Raw genomic sequence first — 21404 nt, forward strand, 5'->3', positions numbered from 1 at the left:
CTCTGACTATAGAGTCGTATCTTGTCTCAGCCTCTAAACTATCGATTTTAATTTCGCGCACACAGCCGCTTACGGTGAATTTTCTCGAAATCGCCCATGGTTTCCGCAAGGGGAGGGAGTTTTGTCGGTGAGCAACGCTGTTGTCGCTTGGCAGTCAATCGTAAAAATGCGCCGAACTGGCCCAAGTTTGCCATTTAATTGTGCGAATTTCGACTGTCTTGGGATCAAAAATCTAGGCAACAGAACCCCTTCCGCAGGATCATTCCAGCAACCTTCGGATTTTGGGCACGGCGAGACGCCGATCCTCGTGGTAATCGACGATCCCGCCAAATCCGCCGTCGGCGCGAAACAGGAGCACGCCAGCGGTGTGGTTCATTGTGTAACGGTCCCCCTGTGGTATCTTTTCGAAAGTGGCGCGAAACCCGCTCGCGGCGCGTTCGATTTCGCCGAGAGGGCCGGTCAGGCCGGTGATTCTGGGATCAAAATTCGACAGGTAATCCGCCAACACCTCAGGCGTGTCACGCTCCGGATCAACGCTGATCAGGACCGTGTTAAGCCGGTCGGCGTCGGGGCCGAGTTCCTCCAGCCAGAGGGTAATGTCGCCCAGCGTTGTCGGACAGACATCCGGGCACCAGGTGAAGCCGAAAAAGATCATGGCCGGGCGGCCGATCCAGTCCGAAGGCTTCACCGTCGCTCCGCGGTGGTCCGTCAGGGTGAAAGACATCTCGCCTATCGGCAAAGGCACGAGGCTGGAGCCAGATTGAACGTCGTCACGGCTCCGCCACCAGCCGAGGCCGAGAGTCAAGATCAGTGCGCCAACGCCTGAGGCTCCGGCGAGAAGCAGCCTCCGGCGTCTCATTTTTTGCTGTCCGGGCAGCCAGCGTCCCTCGCGCCCATGCCCCGGATAGCCACGGGAACCGTCACATCGCCCGCCTCGCGAAAGGTCAGCGTGACCGGATATATCTCGCCTTCCTTCAGCACCTTTGTGAGGCCCATCAGCATGCCGTGATAGCCGCCCGGTTCCAGCGCCATGGTGGAGCCTGCCGGTACGGGGATCGCCATCGCGTGCGGCATCGAGGCCACGCCATCCTTCACCACGGTTTCGTGCAGCATCGGCTTGTCGGACACCGGAGTGGTGATGGCGGTCAGCGTATCGTCCGTCGCGCCGGTGTTGCGGATGGTGACGTAGAACGCACCGGGCCGCGTCATTCCGATCGAAGCCCGCGACCAGGCTTCCGAGATTTCGAGTGAGCCAAGTTCAACGGGTTCACATGCCAGCACTTGGCCGGCGGATAGGCTGAGGAGGAGCGCAGTCAGAAGATATTTCATGATACTCACAATCTTTGCTTCAGGTCGTTCAGGATTTCGCTTGCCGGTGTGCCATAGCTGAACTGGCGCAGCCAATCTCCGTCGGGTCCGATCAGGTAAAGAGATGGGCTGTGCGACATTGTGTAGCCATCGGGCGCGCTGGCATTGGCCTCGCGCTCGTAATAGATGCGGAAACTGTCGGCTACGGCGCTGGTCTGCCTCTCGTCGCCCGCGAGACCGAGGATCGACGGGTGGAAGGCTGCGGTAAAATCAGCAAGTCCCAGCCTGCGGTCGCGTATGGGGTCGATGGAGATAAAGAGCGGTTGCACAAGGGCAGCCTGATCGCCAAGATGGTCCATGACCTGCGCGACCTCGGCCAGCGTCGTGGGGCAGACGTCGGGGCAATTGGTGAAACCGAAGAACACCAGCTGGTGCTTTCCTGCAAATTCCTCCGTCCTCCGCAGGCGCCCCTCAGCATCGGGGAGTGCGAAGGTGGGCCGGAAGGGGGCAACATCCGAGGGCAACGGCGCTCGGTTCGCCAAAAGGACGAGCGTGCCATAAGCCAGCACAGCCAAACCGGCTGCGGCCCAAAGGATCTTCTGCACGCTTGTCAATCGCATCGGTTCGTTCGTCTCCGCTCCCCGACCTGTTTAAGACCTCAAGTCCCTTGAGCCTCAAGTGCGACATTCTGCCATCACGCACAGTAATGGTCATACCAATAGTATAGTCGCCAGTAGGTTTATGTTCAGGACAATGATCGTGACCGCGATCAACGCGCAGACTGCGGTCAGCCAGCGGGGCGCAACCAGCTCGCCCATCTTGGCGGAGCTGGCGGTGAACATTACCAGCGGCACGATTGCAAAGGGTAGCTGGAAGGACAGGACCACCTGGCTCAGGATCAGCAACTGTCCGGTGCCTTCGCTGCCAAAACACAGAATCACGAAAGTTGCGGGTAGGATCGCAATGCCACGGGTGATTAGACGCCGCACCCAAGGTCTCAGCCGAAGCTTGATGAACCCTTCCATCACGATCTGACCCGCCATGGTGGCGGTCACGGTCGAATTCAGGCCTGCGCAAAGCAGCGCCACACCAAACAGCACAGGTGCCAAAGCCGATCCAAGCAACGGTTCCAAGAGCAGATGCGCCTTGTCGATTTCGGCCACGTCATTTTCGCCGACGGTGTAGAAGGCCGCCGCCGCAAGGATCAGGATTGAGGCGTTGATCGTCAATGCGAACATCAGCGCAATAGTCGAATCCCATGTAGCATGTCGCAGCGCCTCCCGTTTAGAGGGCAGATCGAGTCCAAATGCACGGGTCTGCACGATGCCTGAATGGAGATAAAGATTGTGAGGCATCACGGTCGCTCCGATGATCCCCAGCGCGAGATAGAGCATCGTGGGATTGTTGACGATCTCGCGGTTCGGTGCAAAGCCCGCGATCACCGCGCCCCATTCGGGATCAGCCTGCGCGATCAGCACCGCGAAACAGACCGTGATCGTCGCCATCAGTGCAATGATGAAGGCTTCAATCCAGCGAAACCCCTTGTTCTGCATCCACAGGATCAGGAACACATCGGCCGCAGTGATGAATACACCAACTTCCAACGGGATGCCTAACAGCAGGTTCAGCCCGATGGCGGTGCCGATCACCTCTGCCAGATCGGTGGCGATGATGGCAAGTTCCGCAAAGATCCATAGCGATATAGACATCCATTTTGGATAGGCGTCGCGACAGGCCTGAGCCAGATCACGACCTGAGGCTACCGCCAGCCGCGCGCAAAGCGACTGCAGCAGGATCGCCATGATGTTGGACAAAAGCGCCACGAACAGCAGCGTGTAGCCGAATGCTGCGCCCCCCGCGAGCGATGTTGCCCAGTTACCCGGGTCCATGTAGCCCACAGCTACTAGATAACCTGGGCCGACAAAGGCCAGAAAGCGGCGGAATCGGCTGGTGCCTCCATTGCCCACGGCGATGGTTCGGAACACCTCCGACATGGAGGGTGCTTCGCGCTCCTGGCGCCAGGCTGATCGGGTCATGGTATTCGGATTTCTTTCAAAAACCTTATGATAGACTGGTGATACATAAATAGCTTCTGCTAACCTTTTTATGGCGCGGCCTTTCTTGGCAAGCGCTCTGACCAACATGCGCCCGAACTCAGGTCATGCGAGTAGGTTCCCACGGAGGCAATTCGGTAGCACACACTATGGCCGGATGACCCGGCCGGGTCAGTTGAATTAAACCTTGATCAGCGCCGCAGTGGCATACATGAATGCGATCCCGCCAAGAAATCCTCCCAGAACAGCCGGCGAGAGCAATACGGCCTGGCGGTCAGGATTCTGGCGCATCAGGTAGGCGCCGACCTCAACCATGACCTGCATGATTGCGCCCGCGCCTACAGCCAGAACTAATGCCGACCATTGTGGCGCATAGGCGAGACTGCCCGCCCACATACCCAGTACGGCTGGACCGCCGGCCAGTAGTGTCAGCGCCACAAATGTCCAGAGTGGAGGACGGATCCGCAGCATGGGTGCGGCGATGCCGATTCCCTCAGTCACATTATGCAGCGCAAAGCCGAGAACGAGGAAGGTACCAAGCCCTGCCGATCCGGCTGCAAAAGCGCCGCCGATCGCCAGGCCCTCACCGAAATTGTGCAGCCCTATGCCAAGGGCGATGAAAAATGCGAGCGCCAGTCCCTCGGGTTGGCCGCGCCAGCGTCCGATCGCCATTAATAGCAGAAAACTCGCCAGGCCCGCCAGCCAGACCATTGCGGACCCCTGGAACAATGCGGCCGCTTCGGAGGCCAGCTCCAGTGCCTCGGCGGTCATGTCGATGAGCAGGAATGCCAGCAGACCAACAGTCAGCGCGAGCAGAAAGTTCATCCCGGCCCGCCCGACGCCGCGCATGGCCGGATAAAACATCAGTCCGAGCGCCACCGGCAGCAGACCGACGATCGCCCCGACCAGCGCCTGCGCCTGTAATTGGGACGTCGTGGCCTTTGGCGTCGACACGGCGACAGCGATTTCATGTTCGAACGCCGTGCCGGTGTTGGATAGGAGTTTGACAACATGTGCCTCGCCAAGCACCCAGGGATAGGGAATCTGCACCCAGACGGCCTCTCCCCGCGCGATTGGTCCGGGCGGATCTTGGGTGAAGGTCCAGAACGCGTCGTCCACCACCACCTGGGCGATCACCATGGGATCTGATCCGCCGGCTCGTACCCGCAACCCGATGCCTGTCTCGTCGAGAATGGTCCGCTCCACGGTCATGGCCTCGACCGGCGGAGCGCCATTGTTGAAACTGCGCAGGGGGTCGAGTGAAGCGATCCAGACGAAGGCGACAAGCATGGCGGCCAGCGGCAACAACACCAGCATGAGTTGGGTGATGGAGGATTTGGCCGGTTGAGGTTGGCTGTTCTCTCTCATGCTGAAGGCTCCTGCACGTCGAACAAGCCCATCCAGCCGAGCTCTGTGAACTCGGATTGATGCGGATGAAACATGTACATTCCGGACTCGTGTTCGGCAAAGCTGAACTCAAGAATCCCGCGCTGCGCCTGGCACTGCATGATCACATCGACAGTGCGGTGTGTCGGCGTCAGCGTGGTGCCGGTATCGTAGTAATCAAAGAAGTTCGCGTGCAGATGAAACGAGTTGATGAAGTCGAACTCGGTCACGTTCAACAGGTAGATGCGAACGGGGCGCGACTTGTCGATGCGGATAGGCACGTTCATATAAGCTAGGGCCACGGTGTTGCAGGCATAGACTTCGTTGCCGCCATCAAAATTGGTGTCGAAGGCGTTCATCACCATCGCCATCTCCTGCCATTCGGCATTCTCGGAGCTGCCGAGCAGACGTGAGGCGGCAACCGCAACGTGTTCGGGACGCAGGGCAGGATCGGGGTCAATGACGAACAGGCCATACATGCCCTTGTGCATGTGCCGCTTGAGCGGAAAAGCATGGCAATGATACAGGTGGCAGCCGAAGGGTTTGGCATCGAATTCGTAGATGAATTCCTCGCCGGGACCGATCAATCCCGCGCCGGGAACGCCGTCCATCCGCGCTGAGTGGATGCCATGGAAATGCATGGAATGGGGGTGCGAGCCGAAGTTGCGGAAAATGATCCGCAGCCTCTCGCCTTCCTTTGCCCTAAGAGCCGGGCCCGGAACGCGGCCATTGAAGGTCCATGCGGGGAAGAAGATGCCGGGGGCAATTTCGATTTCCTTGTCGATAGCATCGACTTCGAAGGTGCGCAGTGTCCGGCCATCGGACAACTGTTCGGTCCGTCCCGTCTCCCAGTCCGTCAGCATGGCTGTTGGGTCGAAGCCGTTCCTGGCATGATCAACCAGGCCAACCGTTGTCATGTTACCGTGAGCCATTCCAGGCATCGGCGCAGCATAGGGATCATCCATCATGGTGGACATGTCGTGACCCGCCGTGGGATCAGGTTTGGTCTGCGACCTTGCACCACTTGCCACCATGGCTGCGCCGCTCGCAGCGGCAAAACCTCCGACCAGCAAGGCTCGACGTTGCGGGTCGACAGACAATGCGGTGTCGTCAGGCGCTGAAGCCCGCCGGGAGACTTCAGAATCTGACCGCGCGTCGCGTTTGTGGCTGCGTACAATGGTAGACATCGAGCAAAGCTTTCCTTATGCGAATTTGCGAACAAAGTCTGTGGGCAAAAAGTTAGTATTGGCTAACTTTCTACACAACACCTTTACTTGTCAAGTCGCGCTGTGCAACATGCCCGGTATGATGAAAAATGATTTCACCGTCAGATTGCCTTCGGCAACAGACGAGCGCCTAGCAGATGCCAGAGCCGAGGCCTTCCAGGGAGTACGGGAGGCGCGGCGCAACGAGCTGGCTGAAGACTATGTTGAGCTGATCGCGGATCTGATTCACGAACAGGGTGAGGCCCGGCCGGTCGATATTGCTGCACGGCTGGGCGTGCGGGCACCGACCGTGACGAAGGCGCTGGACCGGCTCGCCCGGGAAGGGCTGATCACTCGCGCGAAGTATCGCTCGGTTTTTCTGACGGACGAAGGTCGTGCGCTTGCCAAGGAATGCCGCCATCGGCACGAGATCGTCCTGCGGTTCCTGATCCGTCTCGGGCTTGACGCCGAGACGGCGGAACTCGACGCCGAGGGAATTGAGCACCATGTCAGTGAGCGGACGCTTGCACTGTTCAAGTCCTATGCCGACCGGCCTTGAGAGGTCCTTTAGGAATTTTCGACGGCGCTGCGCACATCAGCGATGAGGCCGTCAATGCTGATTTCTGACATTTGACGCCCGTTCAGGAAAAAGGTCGGAGTTTGGCGGATTCCCAGGGCGTTGACATCCGCCATATCCTGATTGAGGACACCTGTAATTCCTGGAAACTGCTTGTCGCTTTTGGCCTTTTCAAGGTCGAGCCCGGCGGTCTCTGCGATCTGCCAGGCTATGTCCATCCGCGGCCCATCGTGCAACGCCCAACGAGGCTGCTGTTCAAGGATCGCATCGAGCACGGGCTCGAACTTGTCCTGCATCCTTGCGGTCTCAAGGATGCGCACCGCCTCGTCAGAGCCTTCGTGGAACACGGTATAGCGCATGACAATGCGCACTTGCGTGGGGAACTGTTTGCGTATTTTCTGGACTACCGGATGAAAGGCCCTGCAGGCTTCGCAGGACGGATCGAAGAATTCGACAAGCGTTACCGGAGCCTCATCGGGACCGAAGCTCGGTGAATAGCTGCGAACCAGCAGCGACGGATCAACCGCCGCAACGGCTTCAGTGTCCACCTGTTGGTTACGCCTAGTCAAGAAAAAGACGCCGCCGCCAAAAACTGCGAGGCCGAGAGTGGACGCTCCAATCAAGAGAGTTCGTCGGTTCATTTGCGTTTTCCTTTCGATAGAACAAGACATGCCAGGATCGCGGCAAAGGCGATCAGCGATAGGTAAGGAATGGGAAGGCCAAGGATGATCTGGGCTGGACCGGAGCAGGATGGGCCATCCTTGGTGCATGGAGCGATCACCTGCGGAATCCAACCGGCGTAGAGCCCCGAATGCCAGCCTGCCAGCGCCAGGCCTGCCAGCGCTAGCGGCGGGCTATAAAGACGGGCCATGCCGTCGCTACGCCAGATCGACAGGCCGATGATGGGCACCAAGGGAAACATTGCGATGCGTTGATACCAGCATAGAGTGCAGGGCATCTGTCCGAGAACTTCACCAATAAAGAGAGCGCCAAGAGTTGCTGCCAGGGCGATGATGAACGCCGTCAATAAGGGCAGCTCCTCGGCTGACAAAGCTTGAGGTTCAGGATTGATCGACACCAGACACCTCTCTCCGATGTGAGGCGGCCGACGCGAGCAGGATGCACAGCGCACCGAGAGTGATGGCTATATCCGCCCCATTGAACGTGGGAAAGCGCCAATCTCGCCATGCGAGATCAAGGAAATCGGTGACGGCGCCCTGCCGCAGCCGATCGACAACGTTGCCCAATGCACCGCCCACGATCAGAGAAAAGCCGACCCGTTCGACAGGGTGACGCGCACGGAACGCCATGAAGGCAAGAACCACAGTCAACGTTCCGGTCAGCGCCGCCATGAGCAGCGGCTTGCCCGCCATGAGATCAGAGAACATACCGAAGCTCGCCCCTTCGTTAAAGCCGAGCGTCAGATTCAATCCTGGAAAGACCGCCACCGTCTTTCCCTGTGAGAGCAGCGTCAACGCCGCCGCCTTTGTGAGTTGATCGGTGACCAATGTGGCTCCGATCAATTTACATATTAGCCGAGCGTTCATGGCTTCATCCCGCGACGCAGGCTGATCCAGCGCGGCACGGTCGCGGCGTAGCGGTCATAGTCCGGCCCCAAAGCCTGGCGCAGCGTCGCCTCCTCGGACCGAGCTTGTATCGAGGCCGACCAGAAGAAGATCAGCGGTGCAAAAATCGTCGGAATTGCTGGAATCGCGAAGCCGACACCTGCCAGGAGCATAAACTGACCCACAAAGGTGGGATTGCGGCTGAGCCGATAGAGTCCGTCTGAGACGAGGTTGCCGGTCGCTCCCTCGGCTACACCGACGCGCCACGAGCTCCCCATCGACATTTGTGCAGCGAAAGCAAGCATCGCACCGATCCCTGCTACGAACACGCCGATCACGCCAAGCGCTGCTGTTGAGCCTCGATCCCAGAACGGATCTATCCCACGCAAGACAGGCGTCGCCAGCCACAGAAACGGCGCAAGAGAAGCCAGAACAAAGGCCGCACGGAACCCTATTGCAGCCCATCGGTCGCGTCCCTTGGCACGGCCAAACAGCCATACCGGCTTGCCTGCGGCTCGAGCTGCGATCGCGCTGCCCCCGAAAAAAAGCACAAGGTAGCCAAAAAGCAGGGCCAGGGCGGACCAGCCAAAACTGGAAATCATGATATCACGTTTCCCGTTCTGGATTGAAGCGCAGCAGTCGCAGTGCGTTCAGCGTGACGAGAACCGTCGCTCCCGTGTCGGCCATGATCGCGATCCAGAGACCGGTCAGACCCAAAACAGAAGTTACGAGGAACACCGCTTTCAAACCGAGCGCAATGGTGACGTTCTGGCGTATGTTGGCCATTGCCGCACGGGTGAGGCGGATGGTGGCCGGGATGTCGGTCACTCGATCACGGAGGATGGCTGTATCGGCCGTTTCGAGCGCGACATCAGTTCCCGAACCCATGGCAACGCCAACGCTTGCCTGCTTGAGCGCCGGTGCGTCGTTGATGCCGTCGCCGATCATCATCACGCCGCCATGATCGCTCATCTCGCGGATGGCCGCTAGCTTGTCTTCGGGCATCATGTTGGCCTGGTACTCCATGCCCAGGCTTGCCGCGATCGCCGCGGCCGTGCGCGGGTTGTCCCCGGTCAGGATGAGCGGCGTAATGCCCATTGCTTTCAACTGGCGCACCGCTTCGGGCGCATCCGCGCGTGGTTCGTCACGCATGGCGATGATGCCAAGCGAGGTTTTTTCGCGGAACACCACAACGGCGGTCTTGCCCTGTTCCTCGAAAGCCGTCGTCTGGGCTAGGCCCGCATCGTCAATCCCGGCATTGTCCTTGGCATATCCGGGTGAAGTCACCCAGGCAGAGGCATCACCCACCGTGGCAATCACACCCTTACCCATCAGTGCCTTTGCATCGCGTGAGGGCAGGATTGTTAGGCCTTCCTCCTCGGCCTTGTTCAGAATAGCGACAGCCAACGGATGGCTTGAGCCGCTTTCGACGCCCGCTGCGACAGCCAGAAGTTCGGCCTCGGTGGTTGTACCAAAAGTTACGATATCCGTTACCGCAGGTCGCCCATGGGTAAGTGTCCCGGTTTTGTCAAAGGCAACGCGAGATACCTTCGCCGCCGCCTCGATCACGGCACCGCCTTTCATTAGAATGCCGCGCCGCGCGCCCGTTGACAGCGCCGAAGCGATTGAGGCGGGAACCGAGATCACAAGCGCACAGGGACAGCCGATCAGCAGCAGCGCCAGCCCGCGGTAAACCCATGTGTCCCAAGGTTGGCCAAAGGCCAGGGGCGGCACCAGCACGACCAGAGCCGCAACAGTGACGATAGCGGGCATATACCAGCGACTAAAGCGATCTATGAATCGTTCGGTCGGCGCGCGTGCCTCTTCAGCCTCTTCAACGAGGCGAATGATGCGCGAAATGGTGTTGTCTTCGGCGGTTTTAGTCACCGTAATCCGCAGCGCGGCTTCGGTGTTGATGGAGCCCGCAAAGACAGAATCACCAGGCCCCTTGTTCACCGGAACACTCTCGCCCGTCACCGGGCTGTCATCAACACCCGAGGTGCCTTCCTTAATCTCGCCATCCGCCGGAATGCGATCACCGGGACGGACGAGCACGGTTTGCCCCACGGCAAGACTTGTCGCCGGCACTTCGCGCGTGGCGCCGTTCATCTCCAGAAGCGCTGTCTTCGGAACGAGATTGGCAAGAGCGCGAATACCGTCGCGCGCCTTGCCCGCGGCAACACCTTCCAGAACTTCACCCACAGCGAAGAGAAATACAACCAGAGCTGCTTCTTCTGCCGCATCAATGAACAATGCGCCGATAGCAGCTATCGTCATCAGGCTTTCAATGGTGAAGGGCTGTCCCATCCGCAAAGCTGCAAACGCTCTACGTGCGACGGGGGCAACTCCGATCAGGCAGGCTGCGACAAATGCCCAATTGCCGACCTCTGGTACGATCAATTCCACACCCCAGGCGGCAACCAGAAGCAGGGCGGTAAAGATCACCAGTTTACCCTTGGCAGTCTGATACCAGCGTTTGCCCCGATCCGCAGGATCGTCATGAACGTGGCCGGGGCTACCGTGGCCAGAATCGTCCGTTGCTTTGCTGACTGCCTGTGAGCGACCGGTACCGTTTTGATCTTGGTCATGCGCTTCGGCAGGTTCCTGCTTTGCTACGCGCGACACAATACCGTATCCAAGCGCACGAACGGTCTTCTCGATCTTGTCGCGGCCCGTCCTGCCTTCGTCCAACGTCAGGCGCAGGCGTTCGGACATGATGCCGACCTCAACCCCGGTCACCCCTGGCAGCCGCGCCACTGCATCCTTGATCTTCGTCGCGCAGGATCCGCAGTCCATGCCAGACACTGTCCAGTCGCAAGTTATTTCGTTATCTGAATCCATTTTCGTCATCGTCTTTCCTTCGCCCAATGGCGAGTAAGCGCCGGGCCCTTGTCTTCATCAGATGCCCACTCTAATGTCTCTAGCTACTGTAGCTTCAAGAGAAATTTTATGTTGACCATTGGAAAACTTGGACGGGCGGCGGGGGTAAAGATTCCGACCATCCGTTACTATGAACAGATCGGTTTGTTGCCGGAGGCCGAACGCAGCACAGGCAACCAGCGGCTCTATGGCCGCAAGGCGCTTGATCGACTGACTTTCATCCGACATGCGCGGGAACTTGGTTTCACGCTCGAAGCAATCCGCGATCTGCTCAGCCTCTCGGATACTCCGGACCAGCCATGCGCGGCAGCGGACGCTATTGCCAAGGCTCAATTGGCGGAAATTGAAAAACGGCTCACACGCCTTGCCTCGCTAAAGGTCGAACTAAAGCGAATGGTGGCGCAATGTGCGGGTGGCAGGATAGCCGATTGCCGGGTGATTGAAGTTCTGGGTGATCACTCGCTTTGTGCGACAGACCACGATCACCCGCAAGGCGGAGATGGCCAATGACATCGTTTGGAACGTTGTCCATCTATATGGGTGCTGCGTTGGCCGAAATAGCTGGCTGCTTCGCTTTCTGGGCCTGGATGCGGCAAGGGGCGAGCGCCCTGTGGCTTGTCCCCGGTCTTGCTAGCCTCGCGGTCTTTGCCTGGCTGTTAACGCTTGCCCCGTCCGATTTGGCCGGCCGCGCTTATGCGGCATATGGCGGTGTCTACATTGCAGCCTCGCTGCTCTGGCTTTTGACCGTGGAAGGGCGGCGGCCCGATAGCTGGGACTTGGCTGGCGCCGCGATATGTGTTCTCGGAGCGGGAGTCATCCTGTTCGCACCGCGGACGCTAGTGAGCTGAGAAATTGTTGCCGGTTGACGGCAAGTGGGATTGATACTGCAAGAGGAGCTGCGATCATTGGCATAGTTCCTTTGCTCAGCATCTGGAATTTTTTATTCACCTGATTCAGGTCTGGCGGGACGCTGCTAGCACTTTCCGGCGCGCCTTTATATTTCGGTGTCCTACACGCAACAACGGTAGCAAGTTTTAGCGGAATTGTTTCCTCAGGTTGCATGCCTCCGCCGATCTGTTGACAGATTCATGGACGTTGGCTGTCCGGAGCAATGCGATAGGCGGCCAACCGGCATTCAACTGTGACTCCTTATAGATGTCCAATCTCAACTCACTTTAGATTAGCCGGGTAGGGGCCGCCTAATCGCAAAATCACGTAGCGGTGACGGGCCAGCGGTTTAATGTTAGCGCTCGGTTCTTGAAGCGCCAACTTTCGTTTCCGGTTTCGCCGATTTCGCAGTGATGGGTGAGCCGGCTGCATCCGCGAAAGCCCGAAAGCGAAGATTGCCGTCGATAAAATCAACCCAATAAAAATCATTCAAAATTTATCAAAAATAATATATATTCTTTAGGTATGTTTGTTTTCAAGATATTATATTTGAGATTGTAGTCTTCTCTTAGTACAAAGAGAAGGCGAAGTAAATGTATAATGAAGTAACAAATAAGCAATATCTGAGAAACACTTCTTTCCTAATCTCACTTCTGTGCGCATCCGCCGCGCAGGCCAATGACTACGATGTTCGGGAAACAAAACCCGAGATTATGGTCGCGGCCAATACAGTTTCCGCGCTCGTGCAAAACCAGAGTGTCGCCCGGAATCTGGCGTGGCTGACCATGGCACAATTCACGACGACTCTTAACGTGAGCCAAGGCGGCTTCGCTCCCCTTGGCTTTGATCCTGATCCTGCCTTTGACTTTGCAGCTCCGCAGGCGTTCGCGGCCCTTGCCGCCGCGCGCCCGGCAGATAACCAGGCACCCAGTGATCTGACTGCCAGTCAGGACCAGATCACCACCGCCTCCATTTCAGTGCCAACAGCATCGGCTGGCGCGTCGCTCAGCCAGGAAATTCGCGAAGACTTGCCACTGTTCGGTGCCTACAGGATCCGCTTTGGCAAGATCAAGAGCGGTGCCCGTATATCCGTCTTGATGCGGAAAGCAGCAGCTTCCGGCCCGTCAGCCATCTGCATCAATCAATGCGCAGACCTCGCCGATCGCCTGGCGCTGAACGGATCAAGTATCAGCGAACAACTCCGCCACGTCTCGGTTTCCGTCAACAGCATGGTCGCCTACAAGACCGATGATCAGAACCATGGCCGCACTGATTATTGGTCAACGCCAAATGAAATTCTGGGTCGCAGCAGCGGCGATTGCGAAGATTATGCCGTCTTGAAAATGGCCGTGCTGGCGCGCCTTGGCGTCCCGATGAACGTCATGGAAATCGTCGTGCTCAAGGACACCAGCCGTCGCTTGTTCCACGCTGTTCTGTCCGTCAGCCTTGAAGATCGCAATCTGATCCTCGACAACGTGACCGATGCCATTGAAGCAGACACAGAAAAGCTTAGCTACGCGCCGCTGTTTTCGATATCCGGTTCCGCAAACTATGTCTTCGGTTACAAGGGCGGCGGGTCCAACCTCATGGCATCCCTCAAGGGCCTCGCAGCAATAGCGCCAGGCGCTGGGTTCTGAGACATGGGAATGCTCAACAATGCTCCCTGCTTCCAGGAGGTAATCCTGCAATGATTTCGGTCCCGTGTTTTCCCTGGGCTGGCCTTACGCATCTTTGGCATCGGAATCACAAAATGGCGGGGCAATGGCGATGTTCGGGTAACCAGCGCGGGCGTCAGCAACTCTTTTCTGCCCTGGATAGGCTGGATTAGCCGTCGTTAGTCCAAAATTTGTCTGTTTGATCAGCTCGTGAGGCAGGTAAGCATAGTCCCCATGTTGAACCTATTTTGGGCCGGAACTAGTCGGCAACGAAGGGATCCGCGAGGGCTGCTTTCGGTCGGCTGACCGGGACCAATGTAGATGATGTTACTTCCGACAAATATTGAGGACCTTTCTTTGCCAAAAGCTTTCGGAAAACCGGGTTCATGCCGCCATCCGAATAGGCAAGACCAGGTCTCTGGACATCGTTGAGCAGGCTTTGCATCTTCATGATGTCTCCCGTCGATTTTTCGGCTACTTGCTGATCCTCAGGCTCGAAGGCTGGGCATTGCCCGAGCGGATCGACAGGTGTCACGCCGTTGACTGGTTCTCCGAACTTGTAACGACCCTCGCAAAACTGAAGCCGAGGCGGTTGGCGCAGTACTTCAAATTGATCATAGCCCGCCTTGAGATCCATCCAGAAGTCGAAATTTGGATTGTCGTTGTGTGCGGCAAGGTTCTCCGGCGTCATTCGAAAGGGATAGGATTGGACTTGAAAAGCCTGTTGACCGCCCTGCAATGCGTCTCTGACAACCGCATAGACCTCTGCGACATAATTGTCGGAAATCGCAAAACAACCCGACGATGAACATGCCCCATGAACCATCAGGGCGGAACCTGTATAGCCCTTAGCACGCTCCAGCCTGTTCGGATAACCGAGATCGAAGGAAAGATAGTACTGAGAATTTGGGTTCAACCTGCCAGAATTGACTGTGTAAAAACCTTCCGGCGCTTGGCGGTCACCTTCAAATTTTTTCGGACCCAATTCGCCGGACCATCGGCACATCGGGTAAGTCTTCATCAGTGCGTACTTGCCTGTCGAATCACGTTTCCATACTTCCAGTTCGCTCTCCTGCTTGAAGATGCGAACCAGTACAGGATCTGTGGACCTCATTCCCATTTCCCGCATTTTGGCGAGTGTCTTTTGCGGGATAGGAATGTCGCCTCGGCCATCAAGATCCAGCGTACTCGTCACACATCCCGTCAAGACAAGGCCCGCCATGAGAATGCCGATCACGTTGGTACGGAATTCTTGGCCCATGGGGCGCTCTTTTTTAATCGTCGGCAGCATCATCTTCCGTTTCCTGCGCATAGCGTCAGAGTACGATCAGTCTGGCTCCGCTGGTGACGCGACCATAAAGATCGACAATATCCTGGTTGATCATGCGGACACACCCGCTTGAGACAGATTTGCCGATTGTCCAGTATTCCGGTGATCCGTGGATGCGATACAGCGTATCCTTGCCATTCTGGAAGATGTAGAGCGCCCGCGCGCCAAGTGGATTGCTGAGCCCTGGCGGCATTCCGCCATTGTCGGCGCTCCATTTCTCCAGCTCTGGTTGCCGTGCGATCATTTCATCAGGCGGAGTCCATTTGGGCCAAGCCTGCTTCCATTGGATGACACCTTCACCCGACCATTCGAAACCCTGTCTACCGAGGCCGACGCCATATCGCATCGCTTGTCCGTTTTCCTGGACCAGATGCAGGTAGTATGTCTTTGTGTCGACGATAACGGTTCCAACTGGATATGGACTGGTGAAATTCACCTGACGCCTTCTGAACTTTGATGGCACCTTGCTTATTTCTATTGCTGGAAGAGGGAACCTCTCCTCAGGCATGGGTCCGTACATTGTCATAATGTTGGACGAATTCTGACTGGTCGGTAGTTTTTCAACCGGTTGCCCGACTTTGGTGGCGGTAGTGCACCCGGACAAGGCCAGCACTGAAGTGCTGGCTGCCCCATAGATGAATTGACGACGGTTCATATCATTTCAACTTTCGCGAATTTATTCACAGTGGGTCCGTTCAGAAAATTTGTGATGGAAAACGAGGTTCATATTTCGGAAACGATTTTCGACTCGCATTCGTTTGCATGCTGAGAATGGGAGTGAAGCTACTGTACCACTACCTGCGCGCCGACTGGTACCCGCTCAAAAAGGTCTTCAACGTGTTCATTGATCATGCGGATGCAGCCGTTGGACACTGAGCGCCCAATCGAAGACGGTTCCGTCGTGCCATGAATGCGGTAGAGCGTGTCGCGCCCGTCCTTGTACAAGTAGAGTGCCCGCGACCCCAATGGATTGTTAGGTCCACCCGGCACACCCTTGGCAAAGCGCGCGTATTTTCCCGGATTCCGTCTAATCATATTGGCCGTGGGGGTCCATGATGGCCACTCGGCTTTCCGTCCGACTTTCGCCTGCCCTTTGAAAGTCAGACCGGCACGCCCGACTCCGATCCCGTAGCGGCGAGCTTCGCCTGACGGAAGCTGGAAATACAAGAAATGGTTTTTCGGATCGATTATGATGGTACCGGGCTTGTAACCGCTATAGCGAACGGTCTGCGGCTCGAATTTTTCGTCTAGTTTGAATTTATCAGTATGGGCATTCGCGGGTAACCCAAAGGATACTACGATGCCGGCACCAATGCCGAACATAAGTCCTCTTTTCGAAATCATGCTTCACACTCACGTTGTTGAAAGTTGCCGATGGGCGCAATTTGCGCAATGGACATTCAACCGTGAGCGTTTGGCGGCCTTGGGACTACGTATCCCACATTAGAGAGGAACGCCGTTTTCCAAAATGCAGCATGTTCCCGGGTCTCAGATGTGATCGGGGGAGCAACCAATTCAGCGAAAATGGCATAGTGCATCTGACAGTGCACGGATTTCTTGCTTTCGGTATCTTCGCTCAGCGGAACCGTGTCAGAGCCGCGCATAGCAGCTGTGACATTGGAACTGCATTCCACCAAATCGATTGTGCTTTGGAGTTCGTCAAAAATGTAGCCACCGCCAAAGGAGTGCGCCAACGCTGAAATCGCGAGGAACAAAGCTAAAGTGAGGGACACAATTCGGTTCATGGCATTCTTTTTGCCTACACTGGTATCAATTGTCTATATGGTTTGTGATTAACTTTTCGTGAAAAGAAAGGCAGCGGGTCGTTCAGTTGACTACAACTAAGCCGTCAAACGAACCGACATAGCCAAGACTATTTAAAGTTCCGCCGAGACGCTGGGTGGTCGAGCGGATTATCGAATGATTTGAGTGTGCTGCAGACTGGCCAAGGAGCTCGAAAAAGCGTCGCCTAACGCGCTATTCTTCAGCCGCGCATGACGAACCCAGCTCTGACGGTCGGTTGTGCCGGCCTTTAGTGGCCGTTGGCATTGCGAGCCAGTTCACGTTGAATCGTGCAACGATCCAGGCTGACGAACTCTACCAAATTTTGGAGGATGCTCAGGGGCTCAGGTCAACAAGCTTGATCGGAATTCAGAAAGACATATTCTCGGTTACCTTACCGACGCGTGACGCAATCCCACGAAGTTATCCGTCGCGCTCTCCGTGATGATGTTCTGTCGGAATTGCGGCAGCTGGCAGGACTTTGGCAAGCACCTGAATAGCATCCGTGTTTGTGAAGTAAACAGTGACAGGAATTGTGTCGCCAGCGATCAGATTCTCCACGTAATTCATGGATAGTTGCACGCCTCCTTTTGACATAACCAGTTCGGTTTTTGGAGGAAGGGCTTTTGGAATAGGCTCTGGTTTCGAAACGTATTTACCGTTCACACCTGTCGGCTCGTCAAGGGTGATGGTAGCAAACTGAATGCTCTCAAAACCTTTGATCCATAAATATTCGTCGGTACCGTTCCAGATCGAGAAGTAACCAGACATTTTATCTCGACCGAGTGCCGGGATCACTATCTCCGCATGTTCGACGACAATCTGCTCTTCATACAATTTCCCTTCTTCTGCATAACCCTTTGTATACATAAATATACATGAGACACCAATGATCCAACGACCAAGATAGATGGATTTGTAGATGGAAGTGCATTTTTCATTTTGGCGGCTCAAGAAAGCGCGTATGGGTATCTGTGTCGGATTTCTTTTGTTTTCCATCAAAATTGGCCAGCCTTTGGGAGAAGAATGGATTTCTCGTGCAGCGGGCACCCAGGTATAGTCCCGTCGGATAGGATGTGGCTTTCGCCATATCGGATTTTCTGGGAGAAGTCTGGCAACTTGTGCAGCTGAAGCAGAGTATAAGGCATTTCTAACCCGTGATTGGCGAGAGGACAATATCCCGCTACATGATGATATGCAGTGGCCAGCCGTAGTGTGCCTTGATCGCAAATGCGAGTTCGACCAGCCGGTAATCGGCGCTGTTGGTGTTCTCTCTGCTTGCTATCGCGGTTCGTCGTGATCAGATCGGTCTCATTGTTGCTGAGCGACGGTTCCGTACCAAATCCGAGAAGGGTAGAGAGCGCAATATCCTTGACTAGCTTCCAGTCATGGTCGTCGGTCCCCGGCAGATTTTGTTAGTCATTGCGCCTACTGATCCGGCAGGGTTGCCTTCATTTACAACCAGTAGACCACGGCTGGCGGTTTTCCGCCAAGTACTGAATGGGCGCGCTGTAATTTGTAGAATATGAAACACGTGCCGATTGCTGCACCTGCTTGAGAACCAGTTTCCCAGACGCGCAGGTGGTCGCATTTACAAATTAGGGACCGCGAGAGCGGTTCAGCAAAGGTGCTTTCCAGCTACCGCAATCTCCCATGTCAACTGCGGAGTAAAATCCGGGTGCTGCGCCAACGCCAATCAGGCCGATCATTATGAAACGTCGGGTGATCATCTGTTGTCTCCTATTTGCCCGCGTGGCCGTGGCCGTCATCAGCAGCCGGGGGTGACACATCAGGAACCAGTTTCTCGACAGATGCGGCCACCCTGAGTTCCTCCATAATCGACTGCGTTGCAGCTGATTCGAGCGCAGCCCTTATCTGCGTCGCTAATGCTTCATACGGCGGTGCTGGGCGGGTACGCCGTTCCTCAAGCTTCAGCAGGTGAAATCCGAACGCGCTGACCACGGGCTCACGTGTGAACTGGCCGGGCTCGAGTTCGGCAGCTGCCGTATCGATCTCCGACAAGGTCTGACCGGTGACAAGGTAGCCCAAATCTCCGCCATTCACCTTCGAAGCCTCGTCCTTAGATCGTTCAGAGGCGACCACTGCGAAGTCCTCTCCCTCTTCAAGCGCGATAATCGCTTCCCGCGCTTCAGCTTCCGTTTCCAGAAGGATATGGCGCAAGCGGAATTCTTCCGCAGGCGGAATTTTCGTGACCTGGAGATTATACGCCTTGCGAACCGCTGCATCGTCAACACGCTTGGCCACCTCCCCGTCCAAAAAGACAGATCGCAGGGTCTGTGCTTCAAAGAACGCAATTTGCCGCTTGTATGAGTCCTCGTCAGTAACCCTGGCGGCTCTGGCTGCGTCAGAAACAAGCTGAAGCCGAATTAACTCGTCAACAATGACGGAGAGGCGAGCATCGTCAGGCATGCTGCCCATCTGGTTGGCATACATTTCGGAGGCAAATGCGACATCGGCCGTGGTTATCTCCGTGCCGTTTACACGCGCAACAACATTCTTGTTCTGCGCGAGCGCTGGAGCCCCCGCAGCCATCGCAAGGGTAAGCATAAGCAAGGCGGCGGATGGAAATTTGCTCCAGTGTCGCAGCGTGACGGATTGAGTGTTTGATTCTATTGTCATGGCCATCCCTTACTGCGCTGCCGAGATCATTGGGTCGATGATCTCGCTGAACTGATCAATAGTGAGTGCGCCCTTGTGCTCCTCGCCGTTGATGAAGAAGGTTGGAGTCGAATCCACGCCATAAGATTTGCCAGTTTCCATCACTTCAGAAACTTTATCCAAAATGGACTGGTCTGTCAGGCAAGCCTCCACTTTTTCCCCGCTCATGCCAGTCAGGCCCATAATGGATTTGAAAGCAGAGGCCGGGTCCGCCACCCGCGCCCATCTGTCCTGGCTACGGTAGAGAAGATCGACGGTTGCATACCAATTACCCTCTCCGGCGCAGCGGGCGAGCATGAATCCAGCTTGCGCGCGCGGGTCGAAGGGAAATTCGCGCATAATGAACCGCACCTTGCCGGTATCGACATATATCTGTTTCACAGCGGGCCATGTGTTTACGTGGAAAGTCCTGCAGTGTGGGCATGTCAATGAGGCGTATTCAATCACTGTTACGGGTGCCTCCGGCGATCCGAAAACTTGCTCAGGAAGAGGTCCGGGCTTGAGCATGTCCTCCATTGTGGCCGCTCGTATGACCGAAGCAGACAAGGGAATAGCTACTAGCGCACTAACGCCGGTGAGGAAGAAACGTCTTTTCATGTTAGCTCCTGATAGATGCGTAACGATTGTAAAAGCTATGGTAGGTAGAGGTTCAAGCAGTTTTTTGTGTTGAGCATCCCGTCCTTGAAAACGTAGAGCGCGTGCCGAGCGGATTGTCGATGGCAGATGGCATGCCTCCGTTCTCTGCGCTGTATTTGGCCAGTTCAGTTTGCCTGACGATTATTTCGGTAGGCGGTGTTCACTTCGGCCATCCCTGCTTCCAGGCTGTCTCGGCATGGGCCGATGGGACTTACGGAAATAGTCGCGCGCAAGCTGCAGAGATATTTGCTTGCTTTGCACAAGCCAGAAATCCAAAATGTGTTTCACGCGCTCTTGCGATGAGCCTATTATTGAGGAGGTGGTACGGAAACATGGTGGATAGCAGCAACAATTGCGCGAGTCGGCAATTGTTAGCCTGCCGACATGCAAGCTCCTCTGTTCCGGTAGCTTCGTTAGTCCATCACCTGCGTTCTGACGATGGGATCGCATCCAGAATTTCGATCCGATCAGAACAGCAGAAAATAGAGCTCGGCGCCGCAAACGACACTGTTGCCGCATCGACGACAAGATAAACTGTATCTGCAGACGCTTGAATAAAACATCAGCGCACCAATTGAAAAATTGTCGTCAGTTGAAAAATTGTCGTCAGGCCCTCGCATCAAAATGGGAAGCCTATGTAGGGCTTGAACCTCTACCAACATGAGGTTTTAGAATCTCGCGATGGATACGACACATCCCACATCGAGTCGAGCCGAAGGCCGAGTGGCAAATATGCGCCTCCAGTCGATTGACGTGCTACGCGGAATCGCAATCCTCGGAGTTGTCGTGTTTCATTTCGTCTGGGATCTTGACTATGCAGGCATCTTCGTTGGCCTTGCAGGCCATCCCGCTTGGCTCATGTTCGGCAGGACGCTCGCAGGAACCTTCATGTTTCTCGTTGGAGTGAGCCTTGTACTCGCACATGCGCAGCACATGCGGTGGCGTTCGTTCGTGCGGAGGCTTCTGGTAATAGTCGTTTCGGCGGTGTTAATAACAGCGCTCACTTACGCTTTCTTCCCAGGCAATTTCGTCTATTTCGGCATACTCCACGCGATCGCTGCTGCAACGTTGATCGGGGTTCCGTTTCTCCGATTTCACCCGATCATACCTACTGCAATTGGCCTGGCTATTTTGCTTCTGCCATGGCTGGTCAACGCGGCGGCGTTCGATACGAGATGGCTGGCATGGATAGGTTTTGCGGCTACTCCCCCTCCAAGCAACGACTATGTGCCCATTTTTCCTTGGGTTGGGCTTACGATAGTTGCAGTTGGGGCGACCAAGGCCGCCCTATCGTCCGGCCTTTATGGCCGTACCATCCAATTGGAAACACATGAGAACAGAAGGTTTTCGCCCTTTGCCTGGATGGGACGCCACAGCCTGGTGATCTATTTGATCCATCAACCCGTGCTGCTCGCGGTAATACTGCCATTCGCCCGATAGGCGGTCCGGAACGTGCGGC

22 protein-coding genes and 1 pseudogene are annotated in these 21404 nt (G+C 56.2%); 5 read left to right on the top strand and 18 right to left on the bottom strand.

Annotated features, from left to right (window positions below; all coding sequences use genetic code 11):
• Window positions 1–259 precede the first annotated feature (259 nt).
• The 6 genes from ABJN75_RS05175 to ABJN75_RS05200 form a co-directional block, all read right to left on the bottom strand.
• Window positions 260–859 (bottom strand): SCO family protein, encoded by a 600-nt coding sequence (locus ABJN75_RS05175; RefSeq protein WP_348437516.1) that lies wholly within the window; start codon window positions 857–859, stop codon window positions 260–262.
• Window positions 856–1329, bottom strand: a complete 474-nt coding sequence (locus tag ABJN75_RS05180) for a copper chaperone PCu(A)C (protein ID WP_267656400.1) — start codon at window positions 1327–1329, stop codon at window positions 856–858. The genes ABJN75_RS05175 and ABJN75_RS05180 overlap by 4 nt, the downstream gene beginning before the upstream one ends.
• A 5-nt stretch (window positions 1330–1334) precedes the next feature.
• Entirely contained in the window at window positions 1335–1913 is a 579-nt protein-coding gene (locus tag ABJN75_RS05185; RefSeq protein WP_267656399.1) for an SCO family protein, read from the bottom strand.
• Window positions 1914–2018: 105 nt separating this feature from the next.
• The gene (locus ABJN75_RS05190; RefSeq protein ID WP_267656398.1) at window positions 2019–3344 is read right to left on the bottom strand and encodes an Nramp family divalent metal transporter; all 1326 of its coding nucleotides are present in this window, start codon (window positions 3342–3344) and stop codon (window positions 2019–2021) included.
• Between the two features lie 198 nt (window positions 3345–3542).
• On the bottom strand, window positions 3543–4730 hold the full coding sequence (locus tag ABJN75_RS05195) for a ZIP family metal transporter (protein WP_267656396.1): 1188 nt from the start codon (window positions 4728–4730) through the stop codon (window positions 3543–3545).
• Window positions 4727–5782 carry a multicopper oxidase domain-containing protein gene (locus ABJN75_RS05200; protein ID WP_267656594.1) on the bottom strand — a complete coding sequence of 352 codons (1056 nt, stop codon included), beginning with the start codon at window positions 5780–5782 and terminating at the stop codon, window positions 4727–4729. The genes ABJN75_RS05195 and ABJN75_RS05200 overlap by 4 nt, the downstream gene beginning before the upstream one ends.
• A gap of 262 nt (window positions 5783–6044) precedes the next feature.
• Between ABJN75_RS05200 and mntR the strand changes: the two genes are divergently transcribed.
• Entirely contained in the window at window positions 6045–6512 is a 468-nt protein-coding gene (gene mntR / locus ABJN75_RS05205) for a manganese-binding transcriptional regulator MntR (protein ID WP_267656592.1), read from the top strand.
• Between the two features lie 8 nt (window positions 6513–6520).
• Here the strand turns inward: mntR and ABJN75_RS05210 are convergent, their stop codons facing one another.
• The 5 genes from ABJN75_RS05210 to ABJN75_RS05230 all read right to left on the bottom strand — a co-directional run bounded on the left by ABJN75_RS05210 (window position 6521) and on the right by ABJN75_RS05230 (window position 10891).
• Window positions 6521–7078 carry a thioredoxin domain-containing protein gene (locus ABJN75_RS05210; protein ID WP_348437519.1) on the bottom strand — a complete coding sequence of 186 codons (558 nt, stop codon included), beginning with the start codon at window positions 7076–7078 and terminating at the stop codon, window positions 6521–6523.
• Between the two features lie 89 nt (window positions 7079–7167).
• On the bottom strand, window positions 7168–7608 hold the full coding sequence (locus tag ABJN75_RS05215; protein ID WP_267656393.1) for a disulfide bond formation protein B: 441 nt from the start codon (window positions 7606–7608) through the stop codon (window positions 7168–7170).
• Complete coding sequence (gene lspA / locus ABJN75_RS05220) at window positions 7592–8038, bottom strand: signal peptidase II (RefSeq protein ID WP_267656392.1); 447 nt, start codon at window positions 8036–8038, stop codon at window positions 7592–7594. Before lspA ends, ABJN75_RS05215 begins: the two co-directional genes overlap by 17 nt.
• Window positions 8039–8073: 35 nt before the next feature.
• Window positions 8074–8697 (bottom strand): isoprenylcysteine carboxylmethyltransferase family protein, encoded by a 624-nt coding sequence (locus ABJN75_RS05225; RefSeq protein ID WP_267656391.1) that lies wholly within the window; start codon window positions 8695–8697, stop codon window positions 8074–8076.
• A gap of 4 nt (window positions 8698–8701) precedes the next feature.
• A complete protein-coding gene (locus ABJN75_RS05230; protein ID WP_267656390.1) occupies window positions 8702–10891 on the bottom strand; it encodes a heavy metal translocating P-type ATPase in 2190 nt (729 codons plus the stop codon).
• A gap of 153 nt (window positions 10892–11044) precedes the next feature.
• Here ABJN75_RS05230 and ABJN75_RS05235 point away from each other — a divergent pair, with 153 nt between their 5' ends.
• From ABJN75_RS05235 to ABJN75_RS05245, 3 genes are all read left to right on the top strand, one after another.
• On the top strand, window positions 11045–11485 hold the full coding sequence (locus ABJN75_RS05235) for a helix-turn-helix domain-containing protein (RefSeq protein WP_267656389.1): 441 nt from the start codon (window positions 11045–11047) through the stop codon (window positions 11483–11485).
• Window positions 11482–11823 carry a YnfA family protein gene (locus ABJN75_RS05240; RefSeq protein WP_267656388.1) on the top strand — a complete coding sequence of 114 codons (342 nt, stop codon included), beginning with the start codon at window positions 11482–11484 and terminating at the stop codon, window positions 11821–11823. Before ABJN75_RS05235 ends, ABJN75_RS05240 begins: the two co-directional genes overlap by 4 nt.
• A 633-nt stretch (window positions 11824–12456) precedes the next feature.
• Window positions 12457–13500: a transglutaminase-like cysteine peptidase gene (locus ABJN75_RS05245; protein WP_267656386.1), complete on the top strand. Its 1044-nt coding sequence runs from the start codon at window positions 12457–12459 to the stop codon at window positions 13498–13500.
• Between the two features lie 277 nt (window positions 13501–13777).
• Here the strand turns inward: ABJN75_RS05245 and ABJN75_RS05250 are convergent, their stop codons facing one another.
• From ABJN75_RS05250 to ABJN75_RS05280, 7 genes and pseudogenes are all read right to left on the bottom strand, one after another.
• The gene (locus ABJN75_RS05250; protein WP_348437621.1) at window positions 13778–14809 is read right to left on the bottom strand and encodes a murein L,D-transpeptidase family protein; all 1032 of its coding nucleotides are present in this window, start codon (window positions 14807–14809) and stop codon (window positions 13778–13780) included.
• A gap of 25 nt (window positions 14810–14834) precedes the next feature.
• Window positions 14835–15503 (bottom strand): L,D-transpeptidase, encoded by a 669-nt coding sequence (locus ABJN75_RS05255; RefSeq protein ID WP_348437523.1) that lies wholly within the window; start codon window positions 15501–15503, stop codon window positions 14835–14837.
• Between the two features lie 128 nt (window positions 15504–15631).
• Window positions 15632–16192 carry a L,D-transpeptidase gene (locus tag ABJN75_RS05260; protein ID WP_267656384.1) on the bottom strand — a complete coding sequence of 187 codons (561 nt, stop codon included), beginning with the start codon at window positions 16190–16192 and terminating at the stop codon, window positions 15632–15634.
• 861 nt (window positions 16193–17053) lie between these two features.
• A complete protein-coding gene (locus ABJN75_RS05265) occupies window positions 17054–17629 on the bottom strand; it encodes a hypothetical protein (protein WP_267656381.1) in 576 nt (191 codons plus the stop codon).
• A gap of 741 nt (window positions 17630–18370) precedes the next feature.
• Window positions 18371–19270 carry a peptidylprolyl isomerase gene (locus ABJN75_RS05270; protein WP_348437525.1) on the bottom strand — a complete coding sequence of 300 codons (900 nt, stop codon included), beginning with the start codon at window positions 19268–19270 and terminating at the stop codon, window positions 18371–18373.
• A gap of 9 nt (window positions 19271–19279) precedes the next feature.
• A complete protein-coding gene (locus tag ABJN75_RS05275) occupies window positions 19280–19906 on the bottom strand; it encodes a DsbA family protein (protein ID WP_267656379.1) in 627 nt (208 codons plus the stop codon).
• An 88-nt stretch (window positions 19907–19994) separates the two neighbouring features.
• Window positions 19995–20129, bottom strand: a pseudogene (locus ABJN75_RS05280) (L,D-transpeptidase); the annotation flags it as partial.
• 548 nt (window positions 20130–20677) lie between these two features.
• Between ABJN75_RS05280 and ABJN75_RS05285 the strand changes: the two are divergent.
• Window positions 20678–21385, top strand: coding sequence for a heparan-alpha-glucosaminide N-acetyltransferase (locus ABJN75_RS05285; RefSeq protein WP_348437623.1), 708 nt, complete (start codon window positions 20678–20680; stop codon window positions 21383–21385).
• The last annotated feature ends 19 nt before the right edge of the window (window positions 21386–21404 follow it).

The organism is Hoeflea sp. (assembly GCF_039975035.1).
Classification (GTDB): Bacteria; Pseudomonadota; Alphaproteobacteria; order Rhizobiales; family Rhizobiaceae; genus Hoeflea.

Bases quoted from the DNA above. Each gene is read 5' to 3' on its own strand.
- ABJN75_RS05175 (WP_348437516.1), bottom strand. From the start codon at position 859: ATGAGACGCCGGAGGCTGCTTCTCGCCGGAGCCTCAGGCGTTGGCGCA.
- ABJN75_RS05180 (WP_267656400.1), bottom strand. From the start codon at position 1,329: ATGAAATATCTTCTGACTGCGCTCCTCCTCAGCCTATCCGCCGGCCAA.
- ABJN75_RS05190 (WP_267656398.1), bottom strand. From the start codon at position 3,344: ATGACCCGATCAGCCTGGCGCCAGGAGCGCGAAGCACCCTCCATGTCG.
- ABJN75_RS05195 (WP_267656396.1), bottom strand. From the start codon at position 4,730: ATGAGAGAGAACAGCCAACCTCAACCGGCCAAATCCTCCATCACCCAA.
- ABJN75_RS05200 (WP_267656594.1), bottom strand. From the start codon at position 5,782: ATGGTGGCAAGTGGTGCAAGGTCGCAGACCAAACCTGATCCCACGGCG.
- mntR (WP_267656592.1), top strand. From the start codon at position 6,045: ATGCCCGGTATGATGAAAAATGATTTCACCGTCAGATTGCCTTCGGCA.
- ABJN75_RS05225 (WP_267656391.1), bottom strand. From the start codon at position 8,697: ATGATTTCCAGTTTTGGCTGGTCCGCCCTGGCCCTGCTTTTTGGCTAC.
- ABJN75_RS05230 (WP_267656390.1), bottom strand. From the start codon at position 10,891: ATGGACTGCGGATCCTGCGCGACGAAGATCAAGGATGCAGTGGCGCGG.
- ABJN75_RS05235 (WP_267656389.1), top strand. From the start codon at position 11,045: ATGTTGACCATTGGAAAACTTGGACGGGCGGCGGGGGTAAAGATTCCG.
- ABJN75_RS05240 (WP_267656388.1), top strand. From the start codon at position 11,482: ATGACATCGTTTGGAACGTTGTCCATCTATATGGGTGCTGCGTTGGCC.
- ABJN75_RS05245 (WP_267656386.1), top strand. From the start codon at position 12,457: ATGTATAATGAAGTAACAAATAAGCAATATCTGAGAAACACTTCTTTC.
- ABJN75_RS05250 (WP_348437621.1), bottom strand. From the start codon at position 14,809: ATGCTGCCGACGATTAAAAAAGAGCGCCCCATGGGCCAAGAATTCCGT.
- ABJN75_RS05255 (WP_348437523.1), bottom strand. From the start codon at position 15,503: ATGAACCGTCGTCAATTCATCTATGGGGCAGCCAGCACTTCAGTGCTG.
- ABJN75_RS05260 (WP_267656384.1), bottom strand. From the start codon at position 16,192: ATGATTTCGAAAAGAGGACTTATGTTCGGCATTGGTGCCGGCATCGTA.
- ABJN75_RS05265 (WP_267656381.1), bottom strand. From the start codon at position 17,629: ATGGAAAACAAAAGAAATCCGACACAGATACCCATACGCGCTTTCTTG.
- ABJN75_RS05270 (WP_348437525.1), bottom strand. From the start codon at position 19,270: ATGACAATAGAATCAAACACTCAATCCGTCACGCTGCGACACTGGAGC.
- ABJN75_RS05275 (WP_267656379.1), bottom strand. From the start codon at position 19,906: ATGAAAAGACGTTTCTTCCTCACCGGCGTTAGTGCGCTAGTAGCTATT.
- ABJN75_RS05285 (WP_348437623.1), top strand. From the start codon at position 20,678: ATGCGCCTCCAGTCGATTGACGTGCTACGCGGAATCGCAATCCTCGGA.